This is a genomic window from Paraburkholderia sp. BL27I4N3 (genome assembly GCF_003386115.1).
In the GTDB taxonomy this organism is placed as follows: domain Bacteria; phylum Pseudomonadota; class Gammaproteobacteria; order Burkholderiales; family Burkholderiaceae; genus Paraburkholderia.
Map to the genome: position 1 here is coordinate 5,409,364 of NZ_QREJ01000001.1, position 23,139 is coordinate 5,432,502.

Consider the following 23,139-nt stretch of genomic DNA (forward strand, 5'->3'; position numbering starts at 1 on the left):
GCTAGCGCCCTGCCGCGTCCCTTAACGTTCTCTGATTGCGCCTTGCGCGCACCCGTTTCGGAGAACCCATGTCCGCAGTTCAAGCAACGAATCCCGATCACAGCATCGCCGACGCCGCGCAACTCTTCGGCGACGACCCGCTGACCCGGCGCTTCGCACCGGTTTTCGCGCGTATCGCCGAGGGCGCGATCGAGCGCGAGCAGCATCGCGAACTCGCTTACGCGCCCGTCGAGTGGCTGCGCGAAGCCGGCTACACCAGGCTGCGCGTGCCCAAACAATACGGCGGCGAAGGCATCTCGCTCGCGCAGTTCTTCGCACTGGTTACGCGACTTGGCGAAGCGGATTCGAATCTGCCGCAAATCCTGCGCGTGCATGGCGGCTTTATCGAATCCCTGCTGGAACAAGGCGACGACACGCTGCGTGACCGTTGGCTCACACGTGTCGCGCAAGGTCAGATTGTCGGCGGCGCGGTGTCGGAGCGCACCGGTGTCACCAACAACAGCGTGCGTCTCACGCAAACCGGTGGCGCCTGGCATCTCGATGGCGAGAAGTACTACACCACTGGCACGCTCTACGCGGATTGGGTCGACGTGACCGCGCATGACGGCCAGAGCGACGTGCGCGTGCTCGTCAAAGCCGACACGCCGGGCCTTGAACGTATCGACGATTGGGATGGTTTCGGGCAACGGCTCACGGGCAGCGGCACGGCGCGCTTCACTCGCGTGGCGGTTTCGCCCCACAATCTCTATCGCCGTTATAACGCCTCCGAGCCGCGTCGCAACAGTCTGCTGACGGCTTACTACCAGGCGCTGCATGTCGCGAACCTCGCGGGCATCAGCCGCGCGGCGTTGCGCGACGCGGTCGCGTTCACCCAAGGCAAAACGCGCACGTTCGGTGTGCCGGGCGAATCGAGTCCACGCCACAATCCGCTCGTGCATCGCGTGGTCGGGCGGCTGGCGAGTCTGGCTTACTCGACGCAGAGCATCAGCGCGTCGCTCGCGCGTGCCATCGACGAGGTTTCGGTCGCGCGACAGGAGGGCCGCACCAACGAACAGACTTACATCAACCTCGATATCCAGACCTTCCAGGCGCAACAGATCGTCATCGAGCAGACGTTGCAGGCGGCGACGCTGCTGTTCGAAGTGGGCGGCGCATCGGCGACCAGCGAGACGCGCCGCTTCGATCGCTACTGGCGCAATGCCCGCGTGCTGGCGTCGCACAATCCCGCGATCATTCGCGAGGCCGCAATCGGTGATTTTTACCTGAACGGCAACGCACACAACGAGCGCTTCGGCGTGGCGCGAGAAGCGGTGCCGGCAACCGAAGCGGCCACGGCAACAGCATAGGACCGCTGTCGCGCGGGTCGCCGGCTTCGTGTGGCACAGTATCGTCAGGCGCATGCGCTAAGCTTGCGCAACCGAACAGCCCTGACGAGCGACATGAAGAACCTGCCTGCCTACGAGCCGCCGGTCGACGAGAACCAGCTTCTGCTGAAATGGATCCGGCGCGCGCGCGAATCCCAGATGAGCCACTACGACATGGCCGACCTGCTGTCGGCGCGCGACCGCAAGGTGGGTTGGCTCGTGACCGCCCTAACCGCTTTCGTGGGCACGGCGGTGTTCGCATCGCTGAATCTGTCGGCGGTTTCGCCGGGACTCAGGATTTTCGTCGGCCTCGTGAGCGTGACGGCTGCGGTCTCGGCCGCGTTGCAGACGTTCCTGCGCTACGCCGAGCGCGCCGAAAAGCATCGCGCGGCCGGCGCGCGCTATGGCGCGGTGCGCCGCAGGCTCGAAGCAATTTTCGCGGGCGATGCCGATGCGCGTGACGGCCACTACCTCACGGCAATTCGCGATGAACTCGACCGGCTCGCCGAAGATTCGCCCAACGTGCCGCCGCGGGTTTTCTACCGGACGCAGCGGACGCTGTCCACGGATCCGCAGCGTCAGCGCGGCGACTGATGCCGTGACTTCAACGGGTCGCGCAGATGAGCAGCATGATCGGCCGTTCGCGCTCTTCCGCGGCGTCATTCGCCCGCGGTGAGATCCCCCGCATCGATGCCCAACTCCGCCGCCATGCGCCGGACCACGATCTGCAGGCGGCTCACTTCATCCGCAAGCCGCTTCTGTTCGGCCTTGAGCGCCTCGAACGCGGACAGCGGCACCGAGTCGTCTTCATCGCCCGGCTGCGCCAACTCGCTCGCGCTCACTTCACCGCATAGCAGATGCGTCCAGCGGTTCTCGCGCTCGCCCGGCGTGCGCGCGAGTTTGACGACCCGTGGCGGGTCGTTGGCCGCCAGTTCGTCGAGAAACGCTTCGACCGACGAGATATCCGCGAAGCCATGCAGACGCGCGCTGTTCAGGCGCAATTCAGCCGCGGTTTGCGGGCCGCGCAGCAGCAAGGTGGTCAGCAGCGCCGCCGACTGGCTCGGCAGCCCCAGCACGCGATTCATGTTGTGCTCGAAGCGCGGCACGCGGCTGCTGCTGCCTTCCATCACGAGGCTGAGCCGCTTCAGGCCGTCGACGGCGGTCAGCACCTCGGCTTCGGTGGCATTCATGACCGGCGCGCGGCCGGTTTTCTGATTGCAGCCCAACGTCAGCGCGTTGAGCGAAAGCGGATAGCTGTCCGGCACCGTGTGCTGCTTTTCGACGAGCACGCCGAGCACGCGTCCTTCGAGCAGGGTCAACGCGCGGATCGAGGGACGGGAAGAAGCGTCGGGAGTGGAATTCATAAGTGATGTCGCGGCAAAAGCCGCCGGGTCTCGTGGATGAGGTGCCTTACCGTTGCGCAGCCGGACGGCGTTTTCTGGTTTGTGGGCACTATGATAAACGGCCCAGGGCGCGCAAGTGTGCGAATCTCGGCGGCATCGTGGCGCGCGCGGCGTCGCCTGGCATGTCGCGTGCTGCCACAGGAAGTCCATCATTCATGGAGTCAGTCAATGGCCCTACGCCGACAATCGGTGCTGCGCGCGAGCGCCCTTTCACTTGCGATAGGCGCGGTGTGCCTGCTCGGCGCCTGCGCGTTCAGTCCTGCCGGCAAGAGCGGCAACGCGCACGTGCCGCAGCCCGCCAAGCCGGTCGATCTGAACCGCTACCTCGGCCGATGGTACGAACTGGCGCGCTACGAAAACGGCTTCGAGCGCGATTGCGAAGCCGTCACCGCCGACTACGCCACGCGCGAGGACGGCCTCATCGACGTCACCAACAGTTGCCATAAGGGCGGCGTGAGCGGAGCGCTCGACGTGTCGAAGGGCCGCGCGAAAGTGGTCGCAGGCTCGGAGGATGCCAGGTTGAAGGTGTCGTTCTTCGGACCGTTCTTCGTCGGCAACTACTCGGTGCTGGATCACGCGGACGACTATAGCTGGTCGATCGTCGGCGAGCCGAGCGGCCGTTATCTATGGATTCTCACGCGTGAGGCCATTCCTGCTGCGAGCGTGAAAGACGCGCTGATCGAGCGGGTTCGCGCGCTCGGCTACGACACGTCGATGCTGCGCATGACCCGGCACGAGTAAGCGGGCGCGCCGCCACGGTCAAGACGCCGCTTTTTTTCCAATTGACGAGTTTCCATATTCGAGATAATTTCCCGAATATGGAAACCATACTCGCGCCCTCGGACGACAACGCCATCGACCGTCGCATCGCCCAACGGCTGCGGGCCTTGCGCGCCGAGCGCAACTGGTCGCTCGACGATCTCGCCAAACTCAGCGGCGTCAGCCGCGCGACCTTGTCACGCCTCGAAAACGCCGCCGTCAGCCCGACCGCCAGCGTGCTCGGCAAGCTCTGCGTGGCCTACGGCCTGCCGATGTCGCGCCTCATGCACATGGTCGAGGAAGACTTCGCGCCGCTCGTGCCGCGCGCCGCCCAGCCGCTCTGGACCGACGCCAGCGTCGGCTTCCGGCGGCGCTCCGTCTCGCCGCCCGCGCAAGCGCTGAGCGGCGAGGCGCTCGAATGCGAACTCGACGCGGGCGCGCGCATCACTTACGACGCGTCGCCGCGGCCCGGGCTCGAACATCATCTGATTTTGCTCGACGGGCAACTGCAAATCACCGTCGACGGCCAGCGCCACGACCTGCAACCGGGCGACTGCCTGCGCTATCAACTGTTCGGCGCCAGCGCATTCGTGACGCCCGCGCACAGCGGCGCCCGCTACCTTCTGTTCATCGTGTGAGCCAGAGCATGAGCCAGACCACCGTCTGCACCATCGCCACCTTCACTGCCGACGACCTCCTGCGTCACCTTCCCGAACTCGGCGCACTGCTGCGTGCGTGCGTGCATGACGGCGCCAGCGTCGGCTTCGTCATGCCGTGCGATGTCGAGGAAAGTGAAGGGTTCTGGCGCGGCAAAGTACTGCCTTCGATGCGTGCCGGCGGCCTGGTGCTGTTGGTGGCGCGTCAAGGCGAAACGATTGCCGGCACCGTGCAACTCGATTACGACACGATGCCGAACCAGCAGCATCGCGCCGAGGTGCGCAAGCTGCTGGTTCATCCTGGATTTCGCCGCCAGGGCATCGCGCGGGCGCTGATGACGGAGCTCGAACGCCATGCGTCTGCACTGCAACGCAACCTGCTCACGCTCGACACCCGCACCGGCGACCACGCGGAGCCGCTTTATACCGAACTGGGTTATCGAACCGCGGGCGTGATCCCAGGATACGCGCGCGGCACGCACACCCATGAGTTCGATGCGACCACCATCATGTTCAAGGCGCTATGAGCGGTTGCCTCTCAAGCCGGCCGTGAATACTTGAAGGTGCCCTGGGCGCTGGCGATCAGCAGCTTGCCGTCCACCCAGGCCTCGCCGCGAGAGAAGAAAATCGAGCGGCCAGCGCGCTCCAGAAACCCCTTTGCGGTGACGGACTCGCCGAGTCCCTTGTCGAGATAGTTGGTGGTCAGCGAGAGCGTGAAAGCATGCCGCGCCGGTGCGCCGCTTTCCGCAAAGATTCCCGCATAGCCCGCCGCCGCATCGAGCAGCGTCGCGATCGCGCCGCCTTGCAGCACGCCCTGACGATTGAGCTTGCTCGCATCGATCGGCATGAGCAGTTCGGCGTAGCCGTCGCGCCATTGCGTGAGACGAACGCCGAGCGATTCGAGAAACGGGTTGTCGATGGGAAAATCGGACATGGGTGGGCCTTTGTGTTCGAGATAAGAAATGCGCCGCGCGGATGGCGCGCGGCCGATCATCGGTGCAGTCAGCATACCCGGTCCATGGCGACCCACCATTCAGGATGGAATCAGAACCCCGCCGGCCGACGTTAGCGGCTTGCTCTTCTTGCGTCGCTCGAAAACCCTCGGATCGGCCGCGCCCTGCCCGCTTCGTCGATCCAGTTGCCCGCTCTCGGGCACAATCGGTTCTTCGCCGCTCGCTGCGGCCCGACGTCATTGCCCGCTTCCCATCCTGCCTCGATGAGTTCAGCCACTCCCGCCGACGGTGCGCCGCACTGGCAGCGCAATCTCTATGTCTGCCTGTTCGGCTCGTTCACGACCATCGTGGCAATGACCCTGCTGCTGCCTTTCCTCCCGCTCTATGTGCAGCAGCTTGGTGTCGATTCGGCCGCGGCCGCCGTCCAATGGTCCGGCGTCGCGTTTGGCGCAACCTTCCTCGCCGCCGCGCTGGTGTCGCCGCTGTGGGGCCGCATGGCCGACCGCTATGGACGCAAGCTGATCCTCATACGCGCGAGCCTCGGCATGGCCATCGTGATGTCCTTGTTGGGGCTCGCGCAGAATGTCTGGCAACTGGTGGGGCTGCGGTTTCTGGCGGGGATGGTCGGCGGCTATGCGTCCGGCGCGACCGTGATGATCGCCACGCAGACGCCGCGCTCGCGCACCGGCTGGGCGCTCGGCACGCTGGCCTCGGGCGTGATGGCGGGCAGCCTGGTCGGCCCGCTGGCGGGCGGCGCGCTGCCGCCGCTGATCGGCATCCGCAACACGTTTTTCATCGCGGGCGCGATGATCTTCTGCGCGTTCATCGCGACCACGCTGCTCGTCAAGGAGCAACCGGTGGAACGGACGCGCGGCGGCACGCAGCACGCGGACGCGGCAACCGGCTGGGCCAGCGTGCCCGATCTGCGGCCCGTGCTGGCGATGCTGTTCACCTCCGGCTTGCTGATGTTCGCCAACATGTCGATTGAGCCGATCATCACCGTGTATGTCAGCCAGCTGGTGCACGACGCACGGCATGTCACGCTGGTGTCGGGCTTCGTGATGTCGGCCTCGGCGCTGGGCAGCGTGCTGGCGGCTTCACGGGTCGGCCGTCTGGCCGACCGCATTGGCGCGCCCAAGGTGATCGTGGCGTGTCTCGCCGTGTGCGCGGCCTTGCTGGTGCCGCAGGCGTTCGTCACGAGCGGCTGGCAACTGGTGGCGCTGCGTTTTTTGATGGGTCTCGCGCTGGCCGGCCTGCTGCCGTCCATCACTAGCGTGATCCGCCACAACGTGCCCGACCGCTCGGCCGGCTACATACTCGGCTATGCGACCTCGGCGAATTACGCTGGACAGGTGGCGGGGCCGCTCGCGGGCGGCTTTGCCGGCGCGCATCTCGGCATGCCTTCGGTGTTTCTCATCACCAGCGCGTTGATGCTCTGCGGGGCGCTGTTCAACGGCTGGGTGTTCAGGGCGCGCAACGAATAGCGCGCCTCGACACAACTCAGCGGCGCGAATCGAGCGCGATGCGTACCGCGAGTCCGGCGAGCACGGTGCCCATCAGCCAGCGCTGCACCTGCAGCCACACCGGCCGGCCGCCGAGAAACACGGCGATCGAACCCGCCATGCTGGCGATCAGCGCGTTGATCGTCACGCTGACGACGATCTGCACGCAGCCGAGCGCGATGGACTGCGCAAGCACACTGCCGTGCCCCGGCGAAATGAACTGCGGCAGCAGCGACAGGTACATCACCGCGATCTTCGGATTGGCGAGATTGGTGACGAGGCCCATGGTGAAAAGCTTGCGGCGGCTGTCGTGCGGCAGATCGCGGACCTGGAAAGGCGAACGGCCGCCCGGTTTGACCGCCTGCCACGCCAGATACAGCAGATACAGCGCGCCGCCGAAGCGCAACGCGTCGTACGCGTACGGCACCGTCAACAGCAGCGCGGTGATGCCGAACGCGGCGCAGAACATGTAGAACACGAAGCCGAGCGCGACGCCGCCGAGCGAGATGAGACCCGCGCGCCGCCCCTGGCAGAGCGATCGCGAGATCAGATAGATCATGTTCGGACCCGGCGTGAGCACCATGCCGAGCGAAACCAGACCGAAAGCGAGCAGCGTTGTGAAGGCGGGCACGGCGTTCTCCTCTGTGAGCGGAAGTTGGGCAGTGGCGTCGAATATAGCCGATCCAGGCATTCGCCGTGTCTCGACATGGCTGCCGTTGCCGGCTACAAAATCCCGTAGTTCTGCTAGTGTTCTCCCCATACGTATCACCGCAGCGGAGAAACCATGCCTCATGCCCGAGCAAAAAGAACGGCAGACAGCACGCGTTTGAGCGATGCACAAATCGCCGCAGAGGCGACCCGCCGTCTCGCCTGGGACGCCGCGGTCCCCGAACACGCCATAAAAGTCCACGTCTCGCGCGGCCGCGTCACGCTGCGCGGCGAACTGCAGCGCGATCAGCAACGCGCCGCCGCGCTCGAAGACGTGACGCGTCTGTTCGGTGTAACCGGCGTATCGGATCACACCGTCGTCAAGGCCGAATGAAGGTCAGCCCTTCGTTGCCTGGTGCAATAGCGCACGGCAATGCCGCGCGATCTGCTTTTCCTCTTCCGTGTGAATCGCTCTCACCTTGCTGGCCGGATCACTTTCCGTCAGCCCCATGAAAGCCAACCCGTCGCATACGCGCTTACGGATCTCCTGGCTGTGTTCGCCGATACCGCCGGTGAACACCAGCAAATCGATTCCACCCAGCAGCGCCGCATAGCCGCCAATCGTCTTGCGCACGGCAGTCGCAAACGCATCGAGCGCCAGCGACGCATTCGCGTCGCCCGCCGCTGCGCGTTTTTCCAGCGCCTGCATATCGCTCTCGCCGTCCGCGTAACCGGCGAGACCGCTCTGGCGGTTCAGTAGCGTCTCCAATGCGTCCGCGTCCAGCTTCTCCACGCGCATCAGATACAGCAGCACGCCCGGATCCAGATCGCCGCTGCGCGTGCCCATCGGCACGCCGCCGGTCGGCGTCAAACCCATCGACGTATCGATCGATTGACCGTCGCGCAACGCGCACACGCTCGAACCGTTGCCGAGATGCGCGAACACTGCGCGCGCCGGCAAGTCGGCGCCGAGCCGCGTCACCAGCGATTCATACGAGAGCCCGTGAAAGCCGTAGCGCATCACGCCGGCCTCCGCGTAACGGCGCGGCAACGCAAGCTGCGCCGCGCGCGGTGGGAGCGTTGCGTGAAACGCCGTGTCGAAGCAGGCGAAATGCGGCGCGTCGTCGAAAATCTTCTCGGCCTCGTCGATCAACGCAAGCGCTGGCGGAATATGCAGCGGCGCGAAGTGCACGGCCTCGTGCAATTGACGGCGCACGTCCGCGGTAACGCGCTGATGCGCGCGCAAATGCGGTCCGCCGTGCACCACCCGATGCCCCACCGCCGCAGGTCGCGCATGATGCTGTTCCTTGAGCACCTGCGCGAGCCTTTGCAACGCGTCGATCTGCGATTCGAGCACGCGCTCCTGCTCAACCAGCACGCGGCCATCGGGCGCCTTGATCCGCAGACTGCCGTCGTCGCGCCCGATGCCCTCGGCACTGCCTTCCAGCAGCAGTGATTCGTCACCGCCCGCGTGCCTGAACAGCCCGAACTTCAGCGACGACGAACCGCTGTTCAACACCAGAATCGTTTGATCGTCAGCGCTGTTTTCAGTGTGCATGGTCATGCCTCGCTCAGCCTTTCCACGTCCAGTTGCGGATTTCTTCCTTATCGATGCCCTCGGCATGCGCATATGCCAGGTGCTCGATGATCTGGCCACGCAGCCATTCCTTCGCATGGTCGCCGACACCGCGCAGCTTCGGTACGCGGTCGATCACGTCGATCGCCAGCGAAAAACGATCGACCTGATTGATGATCGCCAGTTCGAGCGGCGTGTTGATGTTGCCTTTCTCGTGATAGCCGTGCACATGCAGGTTGTCGTGGTTCGTGCGGTTATAGGTCAGCTTGTGCACCAGCGAAGCATACGAGTGGAAGTTGAAGATCACCGGCTTGGTCGCGGTGAACAGCGAATCGAAATCGCGGTTGGACAGGCCGTGCGGATGCGCATGCTCGGGCATCAGGCGAAACAGGTCGACAACATTGACGAAACGGATCTTCAGATCGGCGAACTGCTCCTTCAGAATCTGCACGGCGGCGAGCGCCTCCATGGTCGGGATGTCGCCGGCGCAGGTCATCACCACGTCGGGTTCGACGCCCTGATCCGTCGACGCCCAGTCCCAGATGCCGATACCCTTCGTGCAATGCGTGACGGCGGCGTCCATGTCGAGATACTGCAGATGCGGCTGCTTGTCGGCGACGATCACGTTGACGTAATCGCGCGAACGCAGGCAATGATCCGCGACGCTCAACAGGCAGTTCGCGTCCGGCGGCATATAAATGCGCACCACGTCCGGGCTTTTATTCGTGACGACATCCAGAAAGCCGGGGTCCTGGTGCGTGAAACCGTTGTGATCCTGACGCCACACGAGCGATGTGATCAGCAGGTTGATCGAGGGCACCGGCTGACGCCAGCCGAGGTCGCGTTTGGCCTTCTCCAGCCACTTGGCGTGCTGGTTGAACATCGAATCGATCACGTGGACGAACGCTTCGTACGTGGCGAACAGGCCATGGCGCCCGGTCAGCACATAGCCTTCGAACCAGCCTTCGAGCGTATGTTCGCTGAGCATTTCCATCACGCGGCCGTCTACCGCGAGTTCGCCGCCGTCGGCGTCGCTCGGCACGGTTTGCGCGAGCCAGGTTTTTTCCGACGCCTCGTAGATCGCGGTCAGCTTGTTGCTCGAAGTCTCATCCGGGCCGAACACGCGGAAGTTCGTCATGTTGTTGCGCATCACGTCGCGCAGGAACTTGCCGAGCACCTCGGTCGGCGACGTATACGAGCCGCCTGGCTTTTTCACCGCCACCGCGTAATCGCGAAACGGCGGCATGTCGAGCGTCTTGCAGAGCAGACCGCCGTTTGCATGCGGATTGGCGCTGATGCGGCGCGCGCCTTCAGGCGCGAGATCGCGCAGTTCTTTCACGAGCCGCCCTGCATCGTCGAACAGCGTTTCGGGCTCGTAGCCGCGCAGCCAGTTCTCGACCAGCTTCAGGCTCTTGCTATTGGTCACCGGGTCGAGCACGGGCACCTGATGCGCGCGCCACGAGCCTTCCACCTTGTGTCCGTCGACTTCCTTCGGACCGGTCCAGCCTTTGGGCGAACGCAGCACGATCATCGGCCAGCGCGGCCGCGACGCGTCGTTACTCTCGCGCGCATGTTGCTGGATCGCGCGGATTTCGCCGACGCATTGTTCCAGGGTTGCGGCCATCTGCTGATGCATGACGGCGGGATCGTCGCCTTCGACGAAATAAGGTTTGTGGCCGTAGCCGGTCAGCAAGGCTTCGAGTTCCTCGCGGGGGATGCGCGCGAGAATGGTCGGGTTGGCGATCTTGTAGCCGTTCAGATGCAGTACCGGCAACACCGCGCCGTCGCGGATCGGGTTGAGAAATTTGTTCGAATGCCAAGAAGTAGCGAGCGGGCCGGTTTCCGCTTCGCCGTCGCCGATCATCACGGCGACGATCAGGTCGGGATTGTCGAACGCCGCGCCGTAGCCGTGCGAAAGGCTATAGCCGAGTTCGCCGCCTTCGTGAATCGAGCCGGGCGTCTCCGGCGTGCAATGCGAACCGATGCCGCCGGGAAACGAGAACTGCCGGAAGAAGCGCTGCATGCCGGCTTCGTCTTCACTGCGGTCGGGATAGATTTCCGAGTAGTGGCCTTCCAGATAACAATTGGCCAGCGTGGCCGGTGCGCCATGACCGGGACCGGCTACGTAGATCACATTCAGATCGAGTTTTTTGATCAGCCGGTTCAGATGCACGAGCAGGAAGCTCTGCCCTGGGTCGGAACCCCAATGGCCCAGCAAGCGGTTCTTGATGTGTTCGGGTTTCAGCGGCTCGCGCAGCAGCGGATTGTCGCGCAGATAGATCATGCCGGCAGAGAGATAGTTGCAGGCCCGCCAGTAGCGATCCATGTTGCGCAACGTGTCGGCGTCCAGGCTTTGCGGCGGTGTGGGTTGGGGGGTTGCTTCAGCCATGGTGTCACTCCTCGAAAAGGACTGTCAGGCAGGTTGGCGAATGCGGCAACGGCGGTTCGTGAGAGGGAGGCGCGAAAAAAATCAGCGGCGGCGCTCGTCCTGTCATGCGAACGACACAAGAGAAGCGTACGGGCAGCAACCCGTGTTGGCGGCGGGCTTGAGCGCCCTTGTTCAGCGAGCCCCAGTGTGACAGGAAGCGCGCCGCATGGTTCGACTCGATCGTCGAACCTTGATCCAACTGCGACTTCGCGACGGTGGCAAGCGTCGACCTCATGCCGCATGCGCTAGAATTCAAGCGCATATTAAGTGAATGCGGTTAAGCTTCCGGTGCCGCATGCGCGACGGCGGACCGCATCTGGCGCATCCCGCCTTGCTCGCCTCTTACCTGAACACTCGATCATGACGACACCCAGCCGCCTCAAAGCGCCGTTGATCCTCGTTCTCACATGCGTGTTCCTGTTCGCGGGCGTCGCCATCCTGATCGGCGTGTTCGGCTTGCTGGTCAAGCTGTTCGGCCACGCCTGAGCGCCGCCGCGTGGGCGTGGCCGGCGCAAAATGTGTATCCTGAGCAATCTTCCCGGCGCCTTCACGCAGAGTCTCCTGCCTTCCCCAGACCCGGGGCGCCCGGCTTCATTGCAAGGAGTTTCCTTTGACGGACCACGTCGATACCTCCCCGCCCTCCGGCCAGCCGATCGACCCGGAGTTGCTCGAACTGGCGCATCAGGTTTTCGACCTCGCGCGCAAGGGCGACGCCGCCATGCTCGCGGCGGTGATCGAAAAAGGCGTGCCGCCGAATCTGCGCAACGACAAAGGCGACAGCCTCGTCATGCTCGCCAGCTACCACGGTCACGCGGACGCCGTGCGCACGCTGCTCGAACGCGGCGCCGATCCGAATCTGCGTAACGACAACGGACAGACGCCGATTGCGGGCGCGGCCTTCAAGGGCTTCGACAAGGTGATCGAAAGCTTGCTCGCGCATGGCGCGGATGTGGAAGGCGCGTCGCCGGACGGACGCACCGCGTTGATGATCGCGGCGATGTTCAATCGCACGGCGATCATGGAGTTGCTGATTGCGCATGGCGCGGACCCGAAGGCCCGCGATGCAAACGGCGTGACGGCAATGGATGCGGCCGGCCGCATGGGCGCCGGCGATGCGCAAGCGCGGCTGAAGGAACTCGGCTCATAAAGCGAACCGTCATTGGCGCGCGGCGCTCTCGCGTCTCCCTATGCATGACCTTCACATGGAGACGCGCGAGCGCCACGAACCGCTAGCCTTTCTCCGCCAACAAAGATTCCAAGTCGATCTCCGCCAACTCGCCGATCCTCTCCACCGTCACGTCCGCCGGGGGATTACTGGCGATCTCTTTCGGATCGAGCGCATAGTGCCCCTGGCGGGGAAACACCGTCGTCAGCTTCGCGCCCCAGGCCTTTTTCATGGCCGTGAGAATGCGCAGCTTGTCGTCCACCATCACATAGTGGCGCGCGGGATAACACTCCATCACCTGATCCAGCATCAGCTCTTTGTGGATGTAGATCAGCACGCGTCCTTCGACCTCGTCCCATAGCCCCGAGCGGGCGATCTTGCGCGGCTGGAACACCACGTCGCCGTCGGAGAGGATCACCGTGGGGCCGCGCTTGCCCACGTGATCGAGCGCGTCCAGCGCGCCCGGATACAGTCGGTTCGCAAACGGATACTCGATCAGGAACGACGACATCAACAGCAGCCGCGTGTCCCGCGGACGCTCCGAGCGATAACGCTGCAACGCGCCCAGGTAGTCGGCATAGCCGAGCTCGGCGCGCAGGTTCTCGAAGATTTCCCAGTACCGTGCGCTGTTTTCCGCGCCGAACTCGCGCATCATGTGCGCGCGCAGATCCGCGAGCACATGGTCGTTGTCCAGCAAGGTGTTGTCGCAGTCGAACAGAAAGACGACGTCGTGCGGCGTAGAGGTGGTGGCTGGCATCTCGGCTCCGTGGAATCAGGTTTTCGGCTTGTCGGACGGCGCGGCCGCTTTCTCGGCGTGGCCACCGAAATCAGCGCGCATGGCCGAGAGCACCCGGTTCGCGAAATCCGCCTCGCCGCGCGAGCTGAAGCGCGCAAACAGCGCCGCGCTCAGCACCGGCGTAGGCACGCCCTCGTCGATGGCGGCCGCCACGGTCCAGCGCCCCTCGCCCGAATCGGATACGCGTCCCGCGTAGTTCTTCAGATCGACATCGCTCACGAGCGAGCCGGCGATCAGATCGAGCAGCCAGGAACTGATCACGCTGCCGCGACGCCAGACCTCTGTGACGTCGGCGAGATTCAGGTCGTATTGATACAACTCGGGGCGGCGCAGCGGCGAGGTTTCGGCGTCGGCCTCGCGCGCGTGCTTGCCGGCGTCGGCGTGATGCAGAATGTTCAAACCCTCGGCATACGCGGCCATCATGCCGTACTCGATACCGTTGTGAACCATCTTGACGAAGTGCCCCGCGCCCTGCGGCCCGCAATGCAGGAAGCCCTGCTCCGCGGTGCTCGAACCGGCGACACGGCCCGGCGTGACCGGCTCGGAGCCGGCACCCGGCGCGAGCGTCGCGAAAATCGGTTCGAGCCGCTTCACGATGTCCGGCTCGCCGCCGATCATCAGACAGTAGCCGCGCTCGCGGCCCGCCACGCCGCCGCTCGTGCCCACGTCCACATAGTGAAGCTTGCGCTCGGCCAGTTCGGTGCCGCGGCGGATATCGTCGTGGTAATAGGAGTTGCCGCCGTCGATCACGATGTCGCCCGGCTCCAGCAAGGGCACGAGTTTCTCCAGCGTCATGTCGACCACGGCGGCCGGCACCATCAGCCACACGGCGCGCGGCTTGTCGAGTTGCGCGACGAAGTCTTCCAGCGATGCCGCGCCCGCCACGCCGTCCTGTTTCAGCTTCTCGACCGCCGCCGGCTGCACGTCGTAGGCGATACATTGCTGACCGCCCTTCGTCAGGCGCCGCACCATGTCGGCGCCCATGCGTCCCAATCCAATCATGCCTAGCTGCATATCTCGCTCCGGAAAGTGCCTCATTGCGCTGCTGGATGTGCTTCGACGATTTGCTTCGTTCTACTGCCGCTCCGCTACGTTTTCGCTGAGCGCTTCAGTCGCGGCGCCGGGGGTCGCGCGTGGCTACGCTCACTGTAGTGGTGTTTTTTCGCGCGCGCCGGACACACGGTAGCAGCCCTGAAGCCCTCTTGCAGCGAAGCGGGCAGCGCCGCATGCATCGAAAGACGATACGCCCTTTTGCAGAGGTTTTGCGCGGCGTAAAGTTCCTGGCGGTTGCGGTTGCACTGGATTGTCAGGCATGGGCGCACCGGCTTCGATTCGGCCGACTGCCTTCTTACAGTTCGTTTTGCCGTTGCCGCTGTCTGGCCTGGAGCTTGCCATATTGCGAACGCGCAAAACGCCTGGTGGCTTTCCACATCAACGGATAGCGATCGCCCGGCACGGCGAACAGCACCAGCGCGCACAGCGCCAGCAAGCCGCAGAACAGAAACGTGCCGCGATAGCTGAACGCCTGCACCAGCAAACCCGACAACACGCCTGACAGAATCGAGCCGACACGCGCCGCGTTGAAGAACAGCGCGGTGGCGCGGCCGGGTGCGTGCGGCATCAGATCCTGCACGTAGGTCATGCCGAGGCACGAGGTCACGGCGACCACGAAGGCGTTGAGCATCTGCATCGGAATCAGCACGTGGACGCTTCCCGCCAGCGACATGCCGACGAAATACACCGCGTGCACGGCGGCGCAGGCGGCCAGCCAGTTGGGCTTGTGCAGCGCCGACGACTTCGCGCCGAGCGCGAGCATCATCGGAATCTCCATCAAGGCGCCGAGGCCGAGCATGACCGACACGTCCAGATGCGTGCCGTTCAGCCCGTGCACGATATAGAGCGGCAACACGATCATGGTCGCGTTCGCGGCAAGGCCGAGCAAGGTGAGAGCGGCGACCGCGCGGCCGATGTCGTTGGCCGAGGCGACGCCCGGCAAATCCTCGTGGGCGTCTTCGCCGGGCGTGGTGAGCGGCGGCACGGTGATCGAAGCCGACGGCTCCGACGCGGTGTCCTCCACTGTGTGATCGCCGAGATGGCCTTGCGGCTCCCGCATGCGCCAGACGATCGTCGCGCAGGCGCCGAAACTGGCCGCGGCGAACAGGAAAAGTCCGTAAAAGCTGCTGGCGGCGAGCACCAGCGCGCCCACCGACGGCCCGAACACCCACGCCGCCGACAGAATGGTCCGCAAGGTCGCGCTGGCAAAGACGCGCTCTGCCGGATCCGCCACCGGCAAGGCGGCGCGACTGAAGGAGAACACCATCGAAATGGCCGAGCCGCCCGCGCCGATAAAGACGATCCCGACCACCAGCAGCAGCCGGTAATCGCGCACCACGCATAAACACAGATAGCCGAGCGCCGCGGCGATCAGTGCCGCCAGCAGCAAGGGCCGGTGCCGTCCGCTCGCGTCGCTCCAGCGGCCCGCGAAGGTGCTGGCGAGCACCCCGCTCGCCGCGATCAGCGTCATGAACACGCCGAGCCTGAACGGCGTCATGCCGGCGCGCTCGACGCCGAACAGGGAGAGATACGGAGCGGTGAACGACATCGCCACGCCGAGCATGAGCGTCGCGGCAGCGAGCGGCTTGAAGCCGGGAATGCGCAGTAGATCGAAAAAACGTGAGGTCTTTAACACGAGGGGCGGTGGGTCAGGGAAAGCGAGCCTGCGACGCGCAATGCACGCCGCACACTTCGTGGCCGGAACGACCGGGGCATTATCGGCCTAGCTCGCGGGCGCGTAAACCCGCGCCACCGCGTCCCAAAATTGCACGCCGCAAGCTTTCCGCACGGCTGACGACGTGGGGCATTCCCCGAGCGCGCGTTACAGCACGACGTAACCGCGTTTCTCCAGGGTCCAGCGGTGCCATTGATTGCCATACATACCGCACGCGATACCGAACAGCACCGACAGCACGAGTCCGATCAGGTCGGCGGTTTCGCCCCATAGACCCGAGCAGAAAAGCAGCAGGTTGATCGCCAGCATGATGAAAGCGGCAAACCACATCTTCTTCGACAACGCCCATACGAAGCCCAGCAGACACGCGCCCCAGCTAAACCCGGTGGCCACCGCGACGGTTTCTTCCTTGCCGGGGCACCGCAGATAAATCTTTTCGCCCATTTCTTCCCTTTCCGAGCTCGATGATTCGCCGCACGACGGCGACACCCGGACGAATATTTAACACGCCATGCCGGCAAGACTATGAGTTTGCGTGAAATTCACGCCGGCCCGCCCCAGCCGCCGCGCCGTGCATTCGGGCAAGGCCGCGCTCACTGACGATTCCAGGCATAGCTGCTAATCTTGCCAAATCCGCCCGCAGGGGACGCCACGACGGCGCAAACCCTTGCCCGTAAAGGTTAAACCGCTCCGGAGCACGCATGGCAACCCAGACAGCCTATTCTTCCCACGCCCCCTCGCGAGCCCAACTCGACGCCCTGCCGGGTGCCACCCTGGTCGAATTCGGCACGGACTGGTGCGGCTACTGCCAGGGCGCGCAGGCGTCGATCGCCCAGGCCCTCGAACCGCACGACGGCCTCAGGCATCTGAAGATCGAGGACGGCCCGGGCCGGCCGCTCGGCCGCTCGTTCAAGGTCAAACTCTGGCCCACGCTGATCCTGATGCGCGACGGCGCGGAAGTCGCGCGCGTGGTACGCCCGGTCAACGCCGCAGCAGTCGCTGACGTTCTGACGTCGCTCTGAGTTCGTACGGCGCATGCCGCACTTGATGCGCGGCGCCATCCCAACCCGACACGAATCATGCGACAAGCCATCCATCACCTGAGCATCAAGGCCCGCAGTCGCGGTCTGGTCGAATTCACCGACGAAGCGCGCCGCTTCGTCGCCGCACAGGCGATCGACACCGGCCTGCTGACGCTGTTTTGCCGGCATACGTCCGCCTCATTGCTGATTCAGGAGAATGCCGACCCGTCAGTGCAGCGCGATCTGGAGCGCTACTTCGCGAGCCTCGCGCCGGAAGACGCCGAGCGCTACGAACACGGCGCCGAAGGCCCGGACGACATGCCGGCTCATTTACGCACCGCGCTCACGCAAGTGCAACTGTCGGTGCCGGTCGAACACGGGCAGATGGTGCTCGGCACATGGCAAGGCTTGTATCTGTTCGAGCATCGCCGTCACACGCAGCACCGTGACATCGTGCTGCATCTGATCGGCGAATGACGACCCGCTCACCGCTTTACAGCGGCGCTCTGCCGAATGCCTGACGCTGCGCGAGCGATACGAAGGCCTGCGCGTCGCGCGCCGCCTGCACCACCGCCGCCATGCCGAAGAACTCGTGCGTCGCGCCCCGATAATTGCGATGCTCGACCGGCACGCCCGCGCTGTGCAGTTTCTGCGCGAGCTTCTCACCGTCCGAGCGCAGCGGATCGATGCCCGCCGTCACGATCGCGGCCGGCGGCAAGCGTGATAGATCCACGCTCACTACGTCGATCAACGGACTGGTGAGATCGCTCTCGCTGTTGATCACGTTATGCATGAACCACAGCATCATCGGCTTGTTCAGGGGTTTGGCGTTGCGGTTCTCTTCATAAGAGATCGACACGATATTGTTGCTCGCCACCGGATAGATGAGCGCCTGGTGCATCGGCATGCGGACACCGCTGTTGCGCGCGCGGATCGACACGTTGATCGCCAGATTAGCGCCGGCGCTCTCGCCCATGATCGCGATCTTGCCGGGGTCGCCACCGAGGTTCGCCGCGTTCCCGATCAGCCAGTGCCACGCGGCAAACGCGTCGTCATGCGCGGCGGGCAAACGGTGTTCGGGCGCCTGCCGGTAATGCGCGGACACCACGATGGCCCGGCTGAGCGCCGCCATCGAACGCGGCGTGACGTCGTAGGTATCGAGGTCGGCGATCACCCAGCCGCCGCCGTGAAAATACAGAATGAGCGGGAACGGCCCTTCGCCTTGCGGCGTGTAGACCCGCGCCGGATTGCTGCCGGCCGCGCCGGGAATCATGATGTCCTGGGTGCGCACCGCCTCCAGTTCGAGCGCCGGCCGCGCGCTGAACGCGGGGTCCTGCAGCAGCTTTTTAACGGCGTCGGCGGGCGTTGGCTGGCGCCTTGCCTCCTCCACCGTGCATTCTTCGATGGGCTTCGGGTTCAGACTCGCCAACGCGTCGAGCACCGCCTTCATGTCGGGGTCGGCATGCCCCGTTGGATCCATGCCGACCATGCCTTTGATCGTATCGCCGAGTGTCATGTCCATGCTCCTGCAAAAAATGAAGGGGCACGGACTCATCGGAGGCTTTCAGGACCGGCGCTCGACAACCGTGCATGCGGTCGATTTCAGCAAGCGCTATACCTATGGACGAAGTGCAATTCGGGCTGTGGCTGCGCTACTGCCCCTTTGTATCGCTGCTCGCGTCTGCGCCCGGCATATTGGTCGAATCGGTTGCCGGCTTCGTCTTCGACGACTTCATGTGATGCTTTTTAGTCAACTTCGAATGCGCCATCGCGCCCGATGCCTGCATGTCGCCGCCTTCACGCGTCGCGCCTGCGTTGGTGCCCGCGCTCGGGTCGTTGCCTGCCGGACCGCCTCCGCCGCCTCCGCTGCCCTGGGCCATCGCGATCGAGGAAGCGGCGAGCAAGGCCGAGACAAGGATTGCGCTGCGAGTCTTGTTGACGAGGTTCATGACTTTCTCCTGTGCGAAAAGAAGCGGGTTGCGCTAGCCGGTTCGACCAGATGCGCATACCTCGTCTTTCACTCAGCAATGGGTGTGCCGCGAGTCATGGAGCACTTCGAACATCCCATTCCGGGTGCCGCCGATAGCGGGCCTATGGTTCACACGCCACCAGCGCGTGCAATTCGTCGATGTTGAACGGCTTGGCGAGTATTGCGACGCCGAGCCGCCGTGCACGTTCTAGTTCGTCGGCGTAGCCGGTCATCAGCGCGATCTTCTGCGACGGCCACGCGCTGCGCACCTTCTCGGCGAGGTCGATGCCGTTGAGCTTGCCCGGCATCTGGATGTCGGACAGCACGAGTTCGAAGCGTGCGCCGCCTGTGAGGACATCGAGCGCCTGGTCGGCGGTAGCTTCATGGCGCACCTCGCAACCGAAGGTCTCCAAGACCGCCGCCACGCCTGCCGCGACATCTTCGTTGTCTTCGACCAGCAGCACGACGCCGCTCGGCGCCGGCACCGGCGCTGGGACTGTCCCACTCTGCACCGTCGCCGCCTTCTGGCGTTCGCGATAGCGCGGCAAATACAGCCGCACCGTTGTGCCGCTGCCCGGCACACTGTCGATCTTCGCCGTACCGCCCGCCTGCTCGCACATGGAAAGCACCTGTGCGAGGCCGAGGCCCGTGCCCGAACCGTGCAGCCTGGTGGTGAAGAGCGGCTCGAAGGCGCGCCGCGCGACGGCTTCGGGCATGCCCTCGCCGTCGTCGGAACAGGCAATCAGCACGTATTCGCCGTCGGGCAGCAAGGTATCGCTTGCGACCAGCCGGTTGTTCTGGCAACGAATCACGAAGCGTCCGCCGCGCGGCATCGCATCGCGCGCGTTGACGGCCAGGTTCATGATCGCGAATTCGAGATCGGTCGGATCGGCCAGCACCTGCCAGACGTGATCGACCATGTTCAAGGCCAGTTCCACCTTATCGCCGAGCGCGGCGTCGATCAGTGGCACGGCGGCGGGCAGCCACGTGGCGAGGTCGAGCGGCCGCTGTTTGAGCGGCTGCTTGCGCGCCACGCTCAAAAGGCGCCGAGTGAGCGATTCGGCGGTGGCGGTGGCGCGCTCCACCGCAAGCACTTCTTTCTCGACGTTGTTGAAGCGCTTGAGCCGCGCGAGCTCCGTGTTGGCGGAAACGACCATCAGCAGATTGTTGAAATCGTGCGCGACGTTGGCGACGAGTTTGCCGAGCGCGCCCATGCGCTGCAGTTGCCGGCTCGAGGCTTCGGCGGACAGACGCATCGCCACTTCGCCCTGCCAGCGCTCCCACGCGCGGCGCTCGCCTTCAAGCTGACGCAGCGAGTAGACCACCAGCAGCCAGATGGCGAGGCAAGGCAGCGCTGTCAATGCCGCGATCATGGCGAAGTGCCGCCGCCATGCTTCGCCGATCGACGAAGTGGCATAGGCGCTCATCACATAGAGCGGATAGTCGCCGACACGGCGAAACGCCAGCAGACGCTCCACGCCATCCACGCTGGAATTCAGACGGACGTGGCCGGACAGTTGTTTGTCTCGCAACGCCTGCGTGAATTTGCTCCGCGGGCTGGGTGTCGCGCCCGCCGGCCGCGGCGGATAGCGCACCAGCAGGTTGCCGTCCTGCCGATACAGGCCGAGCGCCAGCGACGCGTCGCCGTTGGTCAGTTCACGATAGAAGCGCGAGAAGTATTCGTTGCGCAACGCCACCGAGACCACGCCGAGAAACTGGCCGTGGGCGTCGGAGCGGCCCGTCGCGGTGGTGAACACATTGGTCTGCGAGAGTGGGCCGAACATCGGCAGCGAAAAATACGGCTGCGGGCGCATCGCTTTCGCGCTGGTGAAGTCTTCGCGCTGGGCAATCGACAGGGCCGGCGCGGGAAACGCGCGGCTCGACACCAGCAGGTCGCCCTTTGCGCCGAGCAGATAGATAGACGAGACCTGCGGGAAGTCGCCGCCGATTCCACGCAGACGGTCGTGCAGCATCGCTTCGCGCGCGCGGATTTGCGCGTCGTCGTCGTTGCCGAGCAGTTCGACGATGCGCGAGGACATCTGCTGGTTCAGGTCCAGCACCTTGACGGCCTGTTCCTCCGCGACGCGCGCGAGCCGGTCGATCATGTCGTTCGAATCGGCGATCCGGCGCTGGTAATCGAAGTAGCCGTAGCCCGCGAGGCAGATCAGCGGAAACACAATCGAAACGGCCAGGACGATCAGCAGCATGCGCCGCGTTGCCGCGAAATTGCGCGACGGCATGGGGAAATCGACTGCTGCACGTTCCGCACGCTGCACGGTCACGATCTCCATAAGGTTCAACACAGGTCAGGGACGCCATGGCACGGCACGCTCGCCGCATGTTCGCGCGCTATTTCCTTTTCCCCGAATTTACCGCACTTCGGCGGTTCTCCATAGTGCGGCGGCCGAGCAAGGGCGCGCTTGAACCGGCGCGTCCGGCCAGGCATATGGATTGCTCCTGCGTAAGAGTTCGGCGAACTGCAAGGCGTGCCGCATCGCGGCGTGATCCTGCGCGTTGCACGGCTTGCACTGTTCTACGCTGTGTTTTCTTATTCCATCGTCCGCGAGGAATCGGCCATGCCTACGACACCTCTATGCGTCGCTCAGCTCTCGCAATTGCGAACCGACCGCGCTGAACGTGTCGTGGTGAACGACGAAAAGATTCTGCTGGTGCGCGACGGCGATACCGTGCACGCCTATTCCGCCGATTGCCCGCACGCCGGCGGCCCACTCGAAGAAGGCGCGCTCTGCGACGGCCGGATCATCTGTCCGTGGCACAAGGGGACGTTCGACGTCGCCACCGGCAATGTGCTCGAACCGCCCGCGCTGGTCGCGCTCGATCGCTATCCCGTGGTGGTCGCGGGCGACGACGTGATGGTCACGCCGGAAAAAATCCCGCAGCCGGTGCGCAATGCCAGCGACAAGCAACCGCATTACGTGGTGATCGGCGCGGGCGCGGCAGGCGCCGCCGCTTGCGCGGCTCTGCGCGAGTGTGGCTTTGGTGGCCGCATCACGCTCGTAGGCTATGAAGCGCATGCGCCCTACGACCGCACTTCGCTAAGCAAATTCGTGCCGTCCGGTGCAATGGCGCCCACGGATGTACCGCCGCTTCTGGCGCCGGACTGGCTCGAGCGGCACGACGTCGAACGGATCGTCCAGAAGGTTGCGCGGCTCGATGTGCCCGCCCGCACGATACATTTCGAAAGCGGCGCCCCCCTGACTTACGACACGGCCTTGCTTGCGACCGGCAGCGTGCCGAAGCTTCCCCACATTCCCGGTGTGGAGCTCGGCGGCGTACACGTGCTGCGCAGTCTCGACGATGCAGCCGCGCTCGTCGACGCCGTCGGCGACGATGCCGCCCAGACCCAGGTGGTCATTCTGGGCAGCAGCTTCATCGGACTCGAAACGGCTTCCGCGCTGCGCAAACGCGGCACGCCGGTGACCGTCATATCGCCCGAGAAAGTGCCGTTCGCCAGGCAGTTTGGCGAGCGCGCGGGGGCGATGTTCCGCGCGCTTCATGAGCGCAACGGCGTGGTGTTCCATCTCGAAGCAAAGGTCGCTTCGCTCGAAGGCGAAGAAGGCAACGTGCATCAGGTGATGCTCGAAAACGGCGAGCATGTCGCCGCCGACATCGTGCTGTTGGGCACGGGCGTTACGCCGGCCACAGGTCTTGTCGAAGGCTTGCCCCTGCAGAAAGACGGCGGCGTGCTCGTCAACGCGGGCATGCAGGCCGCGTGCGGTCTCTACGCGGCAGGCGATATCGCCGTGTTTCCTTTGCATGAAGATCAGGAACCGGTGCGTATCGAACATTGGCGCGTCGCGCAGCAGCATGCGCGCATCGCCGCGCAAAACATGTGCGGCGCGCGTCATCGCTATGTCGGTGTGCCGTATTTCTGGACCTATCACTTCGGCAAGAACTTCGAGTATCTCGGCCATGCGAGCGAGTGGGACGAGATCGTGACCGATGGCGACCTCGATCGCCAGCAATTCGTCTCGCTGTATGTGAAGAACGACAAGGTGGTCGCCGTGCTCGCCTGCGAACGCGAAGCGCAGACCGCGCGGCTGATCGATGCGATGAGAGGCGGCGTGTCGCGCGCGGAAGCGTTGGCGATTGTCGGCGGCGCTTCATGTGTCACGAAATGAATAACCGGTAACCTGAAGGAGAAACGCG

At 64.6% G+C, this 23,139-nt stretch carries 24 protein-coding genes; 12 read left to right on the plus strand and 12 right to left on the minus strand.

Going from position 1 to position 23,139, the window contains the following annotated elements; all coding sequences use genetic code 11:
- Nucleotides 1-68 precede the first annotated feature (68 nt).
- Nucleotides 69-1,346, plus strand: coding sequence for an acyl-CoA dehydrogenase family protein (locus tag B0G71_RS24630; RefSeq protein ID WP_116144913.1), 1,278 nt, complete (start codon nucleotides 69-71; stop codon nucleotides 1,344-1,346).
- 93 nt (nucleotides 1,347-1,439) lie between these two features.
- Nucleotides 1,440-1,958 carry an SLATT domain-containing protein gene (locus tag B0G71_RS24635; protein ID WP_116121702.1) on the plus strand — a complete coding sequence of 173 codons (519 nt, stop codon included), beginning with the start codon at nucleotides 1,440-1,442 and terminating at the stop codon, nucleotides 1,956-1,958.
- Between the two features lie 65 nt (nucleotides 1,959-2,023).
- On the opposite strand, the gene B0G71_RS24640 is transcribed toward B0G71_RS24635, so the two are convergent.
- The gene (locus tag B0G71_RS24640) at nucleotides 2,024-2,728 is read right to left on the minus strand and encodes a YceH family protein (RefSeq protein WP_106278047.1); all 705 of its coding nucleotides are present in this window, start codon (nucleotides 2,726-2,728) and stop codon (nucleotides 2,024-2,026) included.
- Between the two features lie 207 nt (nucleotides 2,729-2,935).
- Between B0G71_RS24640 and B0G71_RS24645 the strand changes: the two genes are divergently transcribed.
- The 3 genes from B0G71_RS24645 (at nucleotide 2,936) to B0G71_RS24655 (ending at nucleotide 4,709) form a co-directional block, all read left to right on the plus strand.
- Nucleotides 2,936-3,508 (plus strand): lipocalin family protein, encoded by a 573-nt coding sequence (locus B0G71_RS24645; RefSeq protein WP_116144915.1) that lies wholly within the window; start codon nucleotides 2,936-2,938, stop codon nucleotides 3,506-3,508.
- A 77-nt stretch (nucleotides 3,509-3,585) separates the two neighbouring features.
- Nucleotides 3,586-4,164: a helix-turn-helix domain-containing protein gene (locus B0G71_RS24650; protein WP_106278051.1), complete on the plus strand. Its 579-nt coding sequence runs from the start codon at nucleotides 3,586-3,588 to the stop codon at nucleotides 4,162-4,164.
- A gap of 8 nt (nucleotides 4,165-4,172) precedes the next feature.
- Complete coding sequence (locus B0G71_RS24655) at nucleotides 4,173-4,709, plus strand: GNAT family N-acetyltransferase (protein WP_116144917.1); 537 nt, start codon at nucleotides 4,173-4,175, stop codon at nucleotides 4,707-4,709.
- An 11-nt stretch (nucleotides 4,710-4,720) separates the two neighbouring features.
- On the opposite strand, the gene B0G71_RS24660 is transcribed toward B0G71_RS24655, so the two are convergent.
- Nucleotides 4,721-5,116, minus strand: coding sequence for a PaaI family thioesterase (locus B0G71_RS24660; RefSeq protein ID WP_106278392.1), 396 nt, complete (start codon nucleotides 5,114-5,116; stop codon nucleotides 4,721-4,723).
- Between the two features lie 282 nt (nucleotides 5,117-5,398).
- Here B0G71_RS24660 and B0G71_RS24665 point away from each other — a divergent pair, with 282 nt between their 5' ends.
- Nucleotides 5,399-6,619, plus strand: coding sequence for an MFS transporter (locus B0G71_RS24665; RefSeq protein ID WP_116144919.1), 1,221 nt, complete (start codon nucleotides 5,399-5,401; stop codon nucleotides 6,617-6,619).
- A 16-nt stretch (nucleotides 6,620-6,635) separates the two neighbouring features.
- Here the strand turns inward: B0G71_RS24665 and B0G71_RS24670 are convergent, their stop codons facing one another.
- Nucleotides 6,636-7,268, minus strand: a complete 633-nt coding sequence (locus B0G71_RS24670; protein WP_116144921.1) for a LysE family translocator — start codon at nucleotides 7,266-7,268, stop codon at nucleotides 6,636-6,638.
- 153 nt (nucleotides 7,269-7,421) lie between these two features.
- Here B0G71_RS24670 and B0G71_RS24675 point away from each other — a divergent pair, with 153 nt between their 5' ends.
- Entirely contained in the window at nucleotides 7,422-7,679 is a 258-nt protein-coding gene (locus B0G71_RS24675; protein WP_116144923.1) for a BON domain-containing protein, read from the plus strand.
- Nucleotides 7,680-7,682: 3 nt separating this feature from the next.
- Here B0G71_RS24675 and B0G71_RS24680 read toward each other — a convergent pair whose 3' ends face one another.
- Together B0G71_RS24680 and B0G71_RS24685 are read right to left on the minus strand one after the other, a co-directional pair.
- Nucleotides 7,683-8,843 (minus strand): acetate/propionate family kinase, encoded by a 1,161-nt coding sequence (locus tag B0G71_RS24680; protein WP_116148853.1) that lies wholly within the window; start codon nucleotides 8,841-8,843, stop codon nucleotides 7,683-7,685.
- A 13-nt stretch (nucleotides 8,844-8,856) separates the two neighbouring features.
- Entirely contained in the window at nucleotides 8,857-11,250 is a 2,394-nt protein-coding gene (locus B0G71_RS24685) for a phosphoketolase (protein ID WP_116144925.1), read from the minus strand.
- 399 nt (nucleotides 11,251-11,649) lie between these two features.
- On the opposite strand from B0G71_RS24685, the gene B0G71_RS42080 reads away from it, so the two are divergent.
- Together B0G71_RS42080 and B0G71_RS24690 are read left to right on the plus strand one after the other, a co-directional pair.
- A complete protein-coding gene (locus B0G71_RS42080; protein ID WP_258875658.1) occupies nucleotides 11,650-11,775 on the plus strand; it encodes a hypothetical protein in 126 nt (41 codons plus the stop codon).
- A 124-nt stretch (nucleotides 11,776-11,899) separates the two neighbouring features.
- Complete coding sequence (locus B0G71_RS24690) at nucleotides 11,900-12,436, plus strand: ankyrin repeat domain-containing protein (protein WP_116144927.1); 537 nt, start codon at nucleotides 11,900-11,902, stop codon at nucleotides 12,434-12,436.
- Between the two features lie 82 nt (nucleotides 12,437-12,518).
- Here B0G71_RS24690 and B0G71_RS24695 read toward each other — a convergent pair whose 3' ends face one another.
- The 4 genes from B0G71_RS24695 to B0G71_RS24710 all read right to left on the minus strand — a co-directional run bounded on the left by B0G71_RS24695 (nucleotide 12,519) and on the right by B0G71_RS24710 (nucleotide 16,422).
- Nucleotides 12,519-13,211: an HAD family hydrolase gene (locus tag B0G71_RS24695; protein WP_106278062.1), complete on the minus strand. Its 693-nt coding sequence runs from the start codon at nucleotides 13,209-13,211 to the stop codon at nucleotides 12,519-12,521.
- 15 nt (nucleotides 13,212-13,226) lie between these two features.
- The gene (gnd, locus tag B0G71_RS24700) at nucleotides 13,227-14,288 is read right to left on the minus strand and encodes a phosphogluconate dehydrogenase (NAD(+)-dependent, decarboxylating) (protein ID WP_116144929.1); all 1,062 of its coding nucleotides are present in this window, start codon (nucleotides 14,286-14,288) and stop codon (nucleotides 13,227-13,229) included.
- A 310-nt stretch (nucleotides 14,289-14,598) separates the two neighbouring features.
- Nucleotides 14,599-15,939, minus strand: coding sequence for a sugar efflux transporter (locus tag B0G71_RS24705; protein ID WP_116144931.1), 1,341 nt, complete (start codon nucleotides 15,937-15,939; stop codon nucleotides 14,599-14,601).
- Between the two features lie 186 nt (nucleotides 15,940-16,125).
- The gene (locus tag B0G71_RS24710; protein WP_106278068.1) at nucleotides 16,126-16,422 is read right to left on the minus strand and encodes a DUF2628 domain-containing protein; all 297 of its coding nucleotides are present in this window, start codon (nucleotides 16,420-16,422) and stop codon (nucleotides 16,126-16,128) included.
- A gap of 257 nt (nucleotides 16,423-16,679) precedes the next feature.
- Between B0G71_RS24710 and B0G71_RS24715 the strand changes: the two genes are divergently transcribed.
- Both B0G71_RS24715 and B0G71_RS24720 read left to right on the plus strand, forming a co-directional pair.
- Nucleotides 16,680-17,000: a thioredoxin family protein gene (locus B0G71_RS24715; RefSeq protein WP_116144933.1), complete on the plus strand. Its 321-nt coding sequence runs from the start codon at nucleotides 16,680-16,682 to the stop codon at nucleotides 16,998-17,000.
- A gap of 57 nt (nucleotides 17,001-17,057) precedes the next feature.
- The gene (locus B0G71_RS24720; RefSeq protein WP_116144935.1) at nucleotides 17,058-17,477 is read left to right on the plus strand and encodes a secondary thiamine-phosphate synthase enzyme YjbQ; all 420 of its coding nucleotides are present in this window, start codon (nucleotides 17,058-17,060) and stop codon (nucleotides 17,475-17,477) included.
- Nucleotides 17,478-17,493: 16 nt separating this feature from the next.
- On the opposite strand, the gene B0G71_RS24725 is transcribed toward B0G71_RS24720, so the two are convergent.
- The 3 genes from B0G71_RS24725 to B0G71_RS24735 all read right to left on the minus strand — a co-directional run bounded on the left by B0G71_RS24725 (nucleotide 17,494) and on the right by B0G71_RS24735 (nucleotide 21,245).
- Nucleotides 17,494-18,516: an alpha/beta hydrolase gene (locus tag B0G71_RS24725; RefSeq protein WP_116144937.1), complete on the minus strand. Its 1,023-nt coding sequence runs from the start codon at nucleotides 18,514-18,516 to the stop codon at nucleotides 17,494-17,496.
- A gap of 136 nt (nucleotides 18,517-18,652) precedes the next feature.
- Nucleotides 18,653-18,949 (minus strand): hypothetical protein, encoded by a 297-nt coding sequence (locus tag B0G71_RS24730; protein ID WP_116144939.1) that lies wholly within the window; start codon nucleotides 18,947-18,949, stop codon nucleotides 18,653-18,655.
- Nucleotides 18,950-19,091: 142 nt separating this feature from the next.
- On the minus strand, nucleotides 19,092-21,245 hold the full coding sequence (locus tag B0G71_RS24735; protein ID WP_181916931.1) for a hybrid sensor histidine kinase/response regulator: 2,154 nt from the start codon (nucleotides 21,243-21,245) through the stop codon (nucleotides 19,092-19,094).
- A 300-nt stretch (nucleotides 21,246-21,545) separates the two neighbouring features.
- Between B0G71_RS24735 and B0G71_RS24740 the strand changes: the two genes are divergently transcribed.
- Nucleotides 21,546-23,111 carry an FAD-dependent oxidoreductase gene (locus B0G71_RS24740; protein WP_116148855.1) on the plus strand — a complete coding sequence of 522 codons (1,566 nt, stop codon included), beginning with the start codon at nucleotides 21,546-21,548 and terminating at the stop codon, nucleotides 23,109-23,111.
- The last annotated feature ends 28 nt before the right edge of the window (nucleotides 23,112-23,139 follow it).

Bases quoted from the DNA above. Each gene is read 5' to 3' on its own strand.
- B0G71_RS24630 (WP_116144913.1), top strand. From the start codon at position 69: ATGTCCGCAGTTCAAGCAACGAATCCCGATCACAGCATCGCCGACGCC.
- B0G71_RS24635 (WP_116121702.1), top strand. From the start codon at position 1,440: ATGAAGAACCTGCCTGCCTACGAGCCGCCGGTCGACGAGAACCAGCTT.
- B0G71_RS24640 (WP_106278047.1), bottom strand. From the start codon at position 2,728: ATGAATTCCACTCCCGACGCTTCTTCCCGTCCCTCGATCCGCGCGTTG.
- B0G71_RS24645 (WP_116144915.1), top strand. From the start codon at position 2,936: ATGGCCCTACGCCGACAATCGGTGCTGCGCGCGAGCGCCCTTTCACTT.
- B0G71_RS24650 (WP_106278051.1), top strand. From the start codon at position 3,586: ATGGAAACCATACTCGCGCCCTCGGACGACAACGCCATCGACCGTCGC.
- B0G71_RS24655 (WP_116144917.1), top strand. From the start codon at position 4,173: ATGAGCCAGACCACCGTCTGCACCATCGCCACCTTCACTGCCGACGAC.
- B0G71_RS24660 (WP_106278392.1), bottom strand. From the start codon at position 5,116: ATGTCCGATTTTCCCATCGACAACCCGTTTCTCGAATCGCTCGGCGTT.
- B0G71_RS24665 (WP_116144919.1), top strand. From the start codon at position 5,399: ATGAGTTCAGCCACTCCCGCCGACGGTGCGCCGCACTGGCAGCGCAAT.
- B0G71_RS24675 (WP_116144923.1), top strand. From the start codon at position 7,422: ATGCCTCATGCCCGAGCAAAAAGAACGGCAGACAGCACGCGTTTGAGC.
- B0G71_RS24680 (WP_116148853.1), bottom strand. From the start codon at position 8,843: ATGCACACTGAAAACAGCGCTGACGATCAAACGATTCTGGTGTTGAAC.
- B0G71_RS24685 (WP_116144925.1), bottom strand. From the start codon at position 11,250: ATGGCTGAAGCAACCCCCCAACCCACACCGCCGCAAAGCCTGGACGCC.
- B0G71_RS42080 (WP_258875658.1), top strand. From the start codon at position 11,650: ATGACGACACCCAGCCGCCTCAAAGCGCCGTTGATCCTCGTTCTCACA.
- B0G71_RS24695 (WP_106278062.1), bottom strand. From the start codon at position 13,211: ATGCCAGCCACCACCTCTACGCCGCACGACGTCGTCTTTCTGTTCGAC.
- gnd (WP_116144929.1), bottom strand. From the start codon at position 14,288: ATGAGGCACTTTCCGGAGCGAGATATGCAGCTAGGCATGATTGGATTG.
- B0G71_RS24710 (WP_106278068.1), bottom strand. From the start codon at position 16,422: ATGGGCGAAAAGATTTATCTGCGGTGCCCCGGCAAGGAAGAAACCGTC.
- B0G71_RS24715 (WP_116144933.1), top strand. From the start codon at position 16,680: ATGGCAACCCAGACAGCCTATTCTTCCCACGCCCCCTCGCGAGCCCAA.
- B0G71_RS24720 (WP_116144935.1), top strand. From the start codon at position 17,058: ATGCGACAAGCCATCCATCACCTGAGCATCAAGGCCCGCAGTCGCGGT.
- B0G71_RS24725 (WP_116144937.1), bottom strand. From the start codon at position 18,516: ATGACACTCGGCGATACGATCAAAGGCATGGTCGGCATGGATCCAACG.
- B0G71_RS24730 (WP_116144939.1), bottom strand. From the start codon at position 18,949: ATGAACCTCGTCAACAAGACTCGCAGCGCAATCCTTGTCTCGGCCTTG.
- B0G71_RS24740 (WP_116148855.1), top strand. From the start codon at position 21,546: ATGCCTACGACACCTCTATGCGTCGCTCAGCTCTCGCAATTGCGAACC.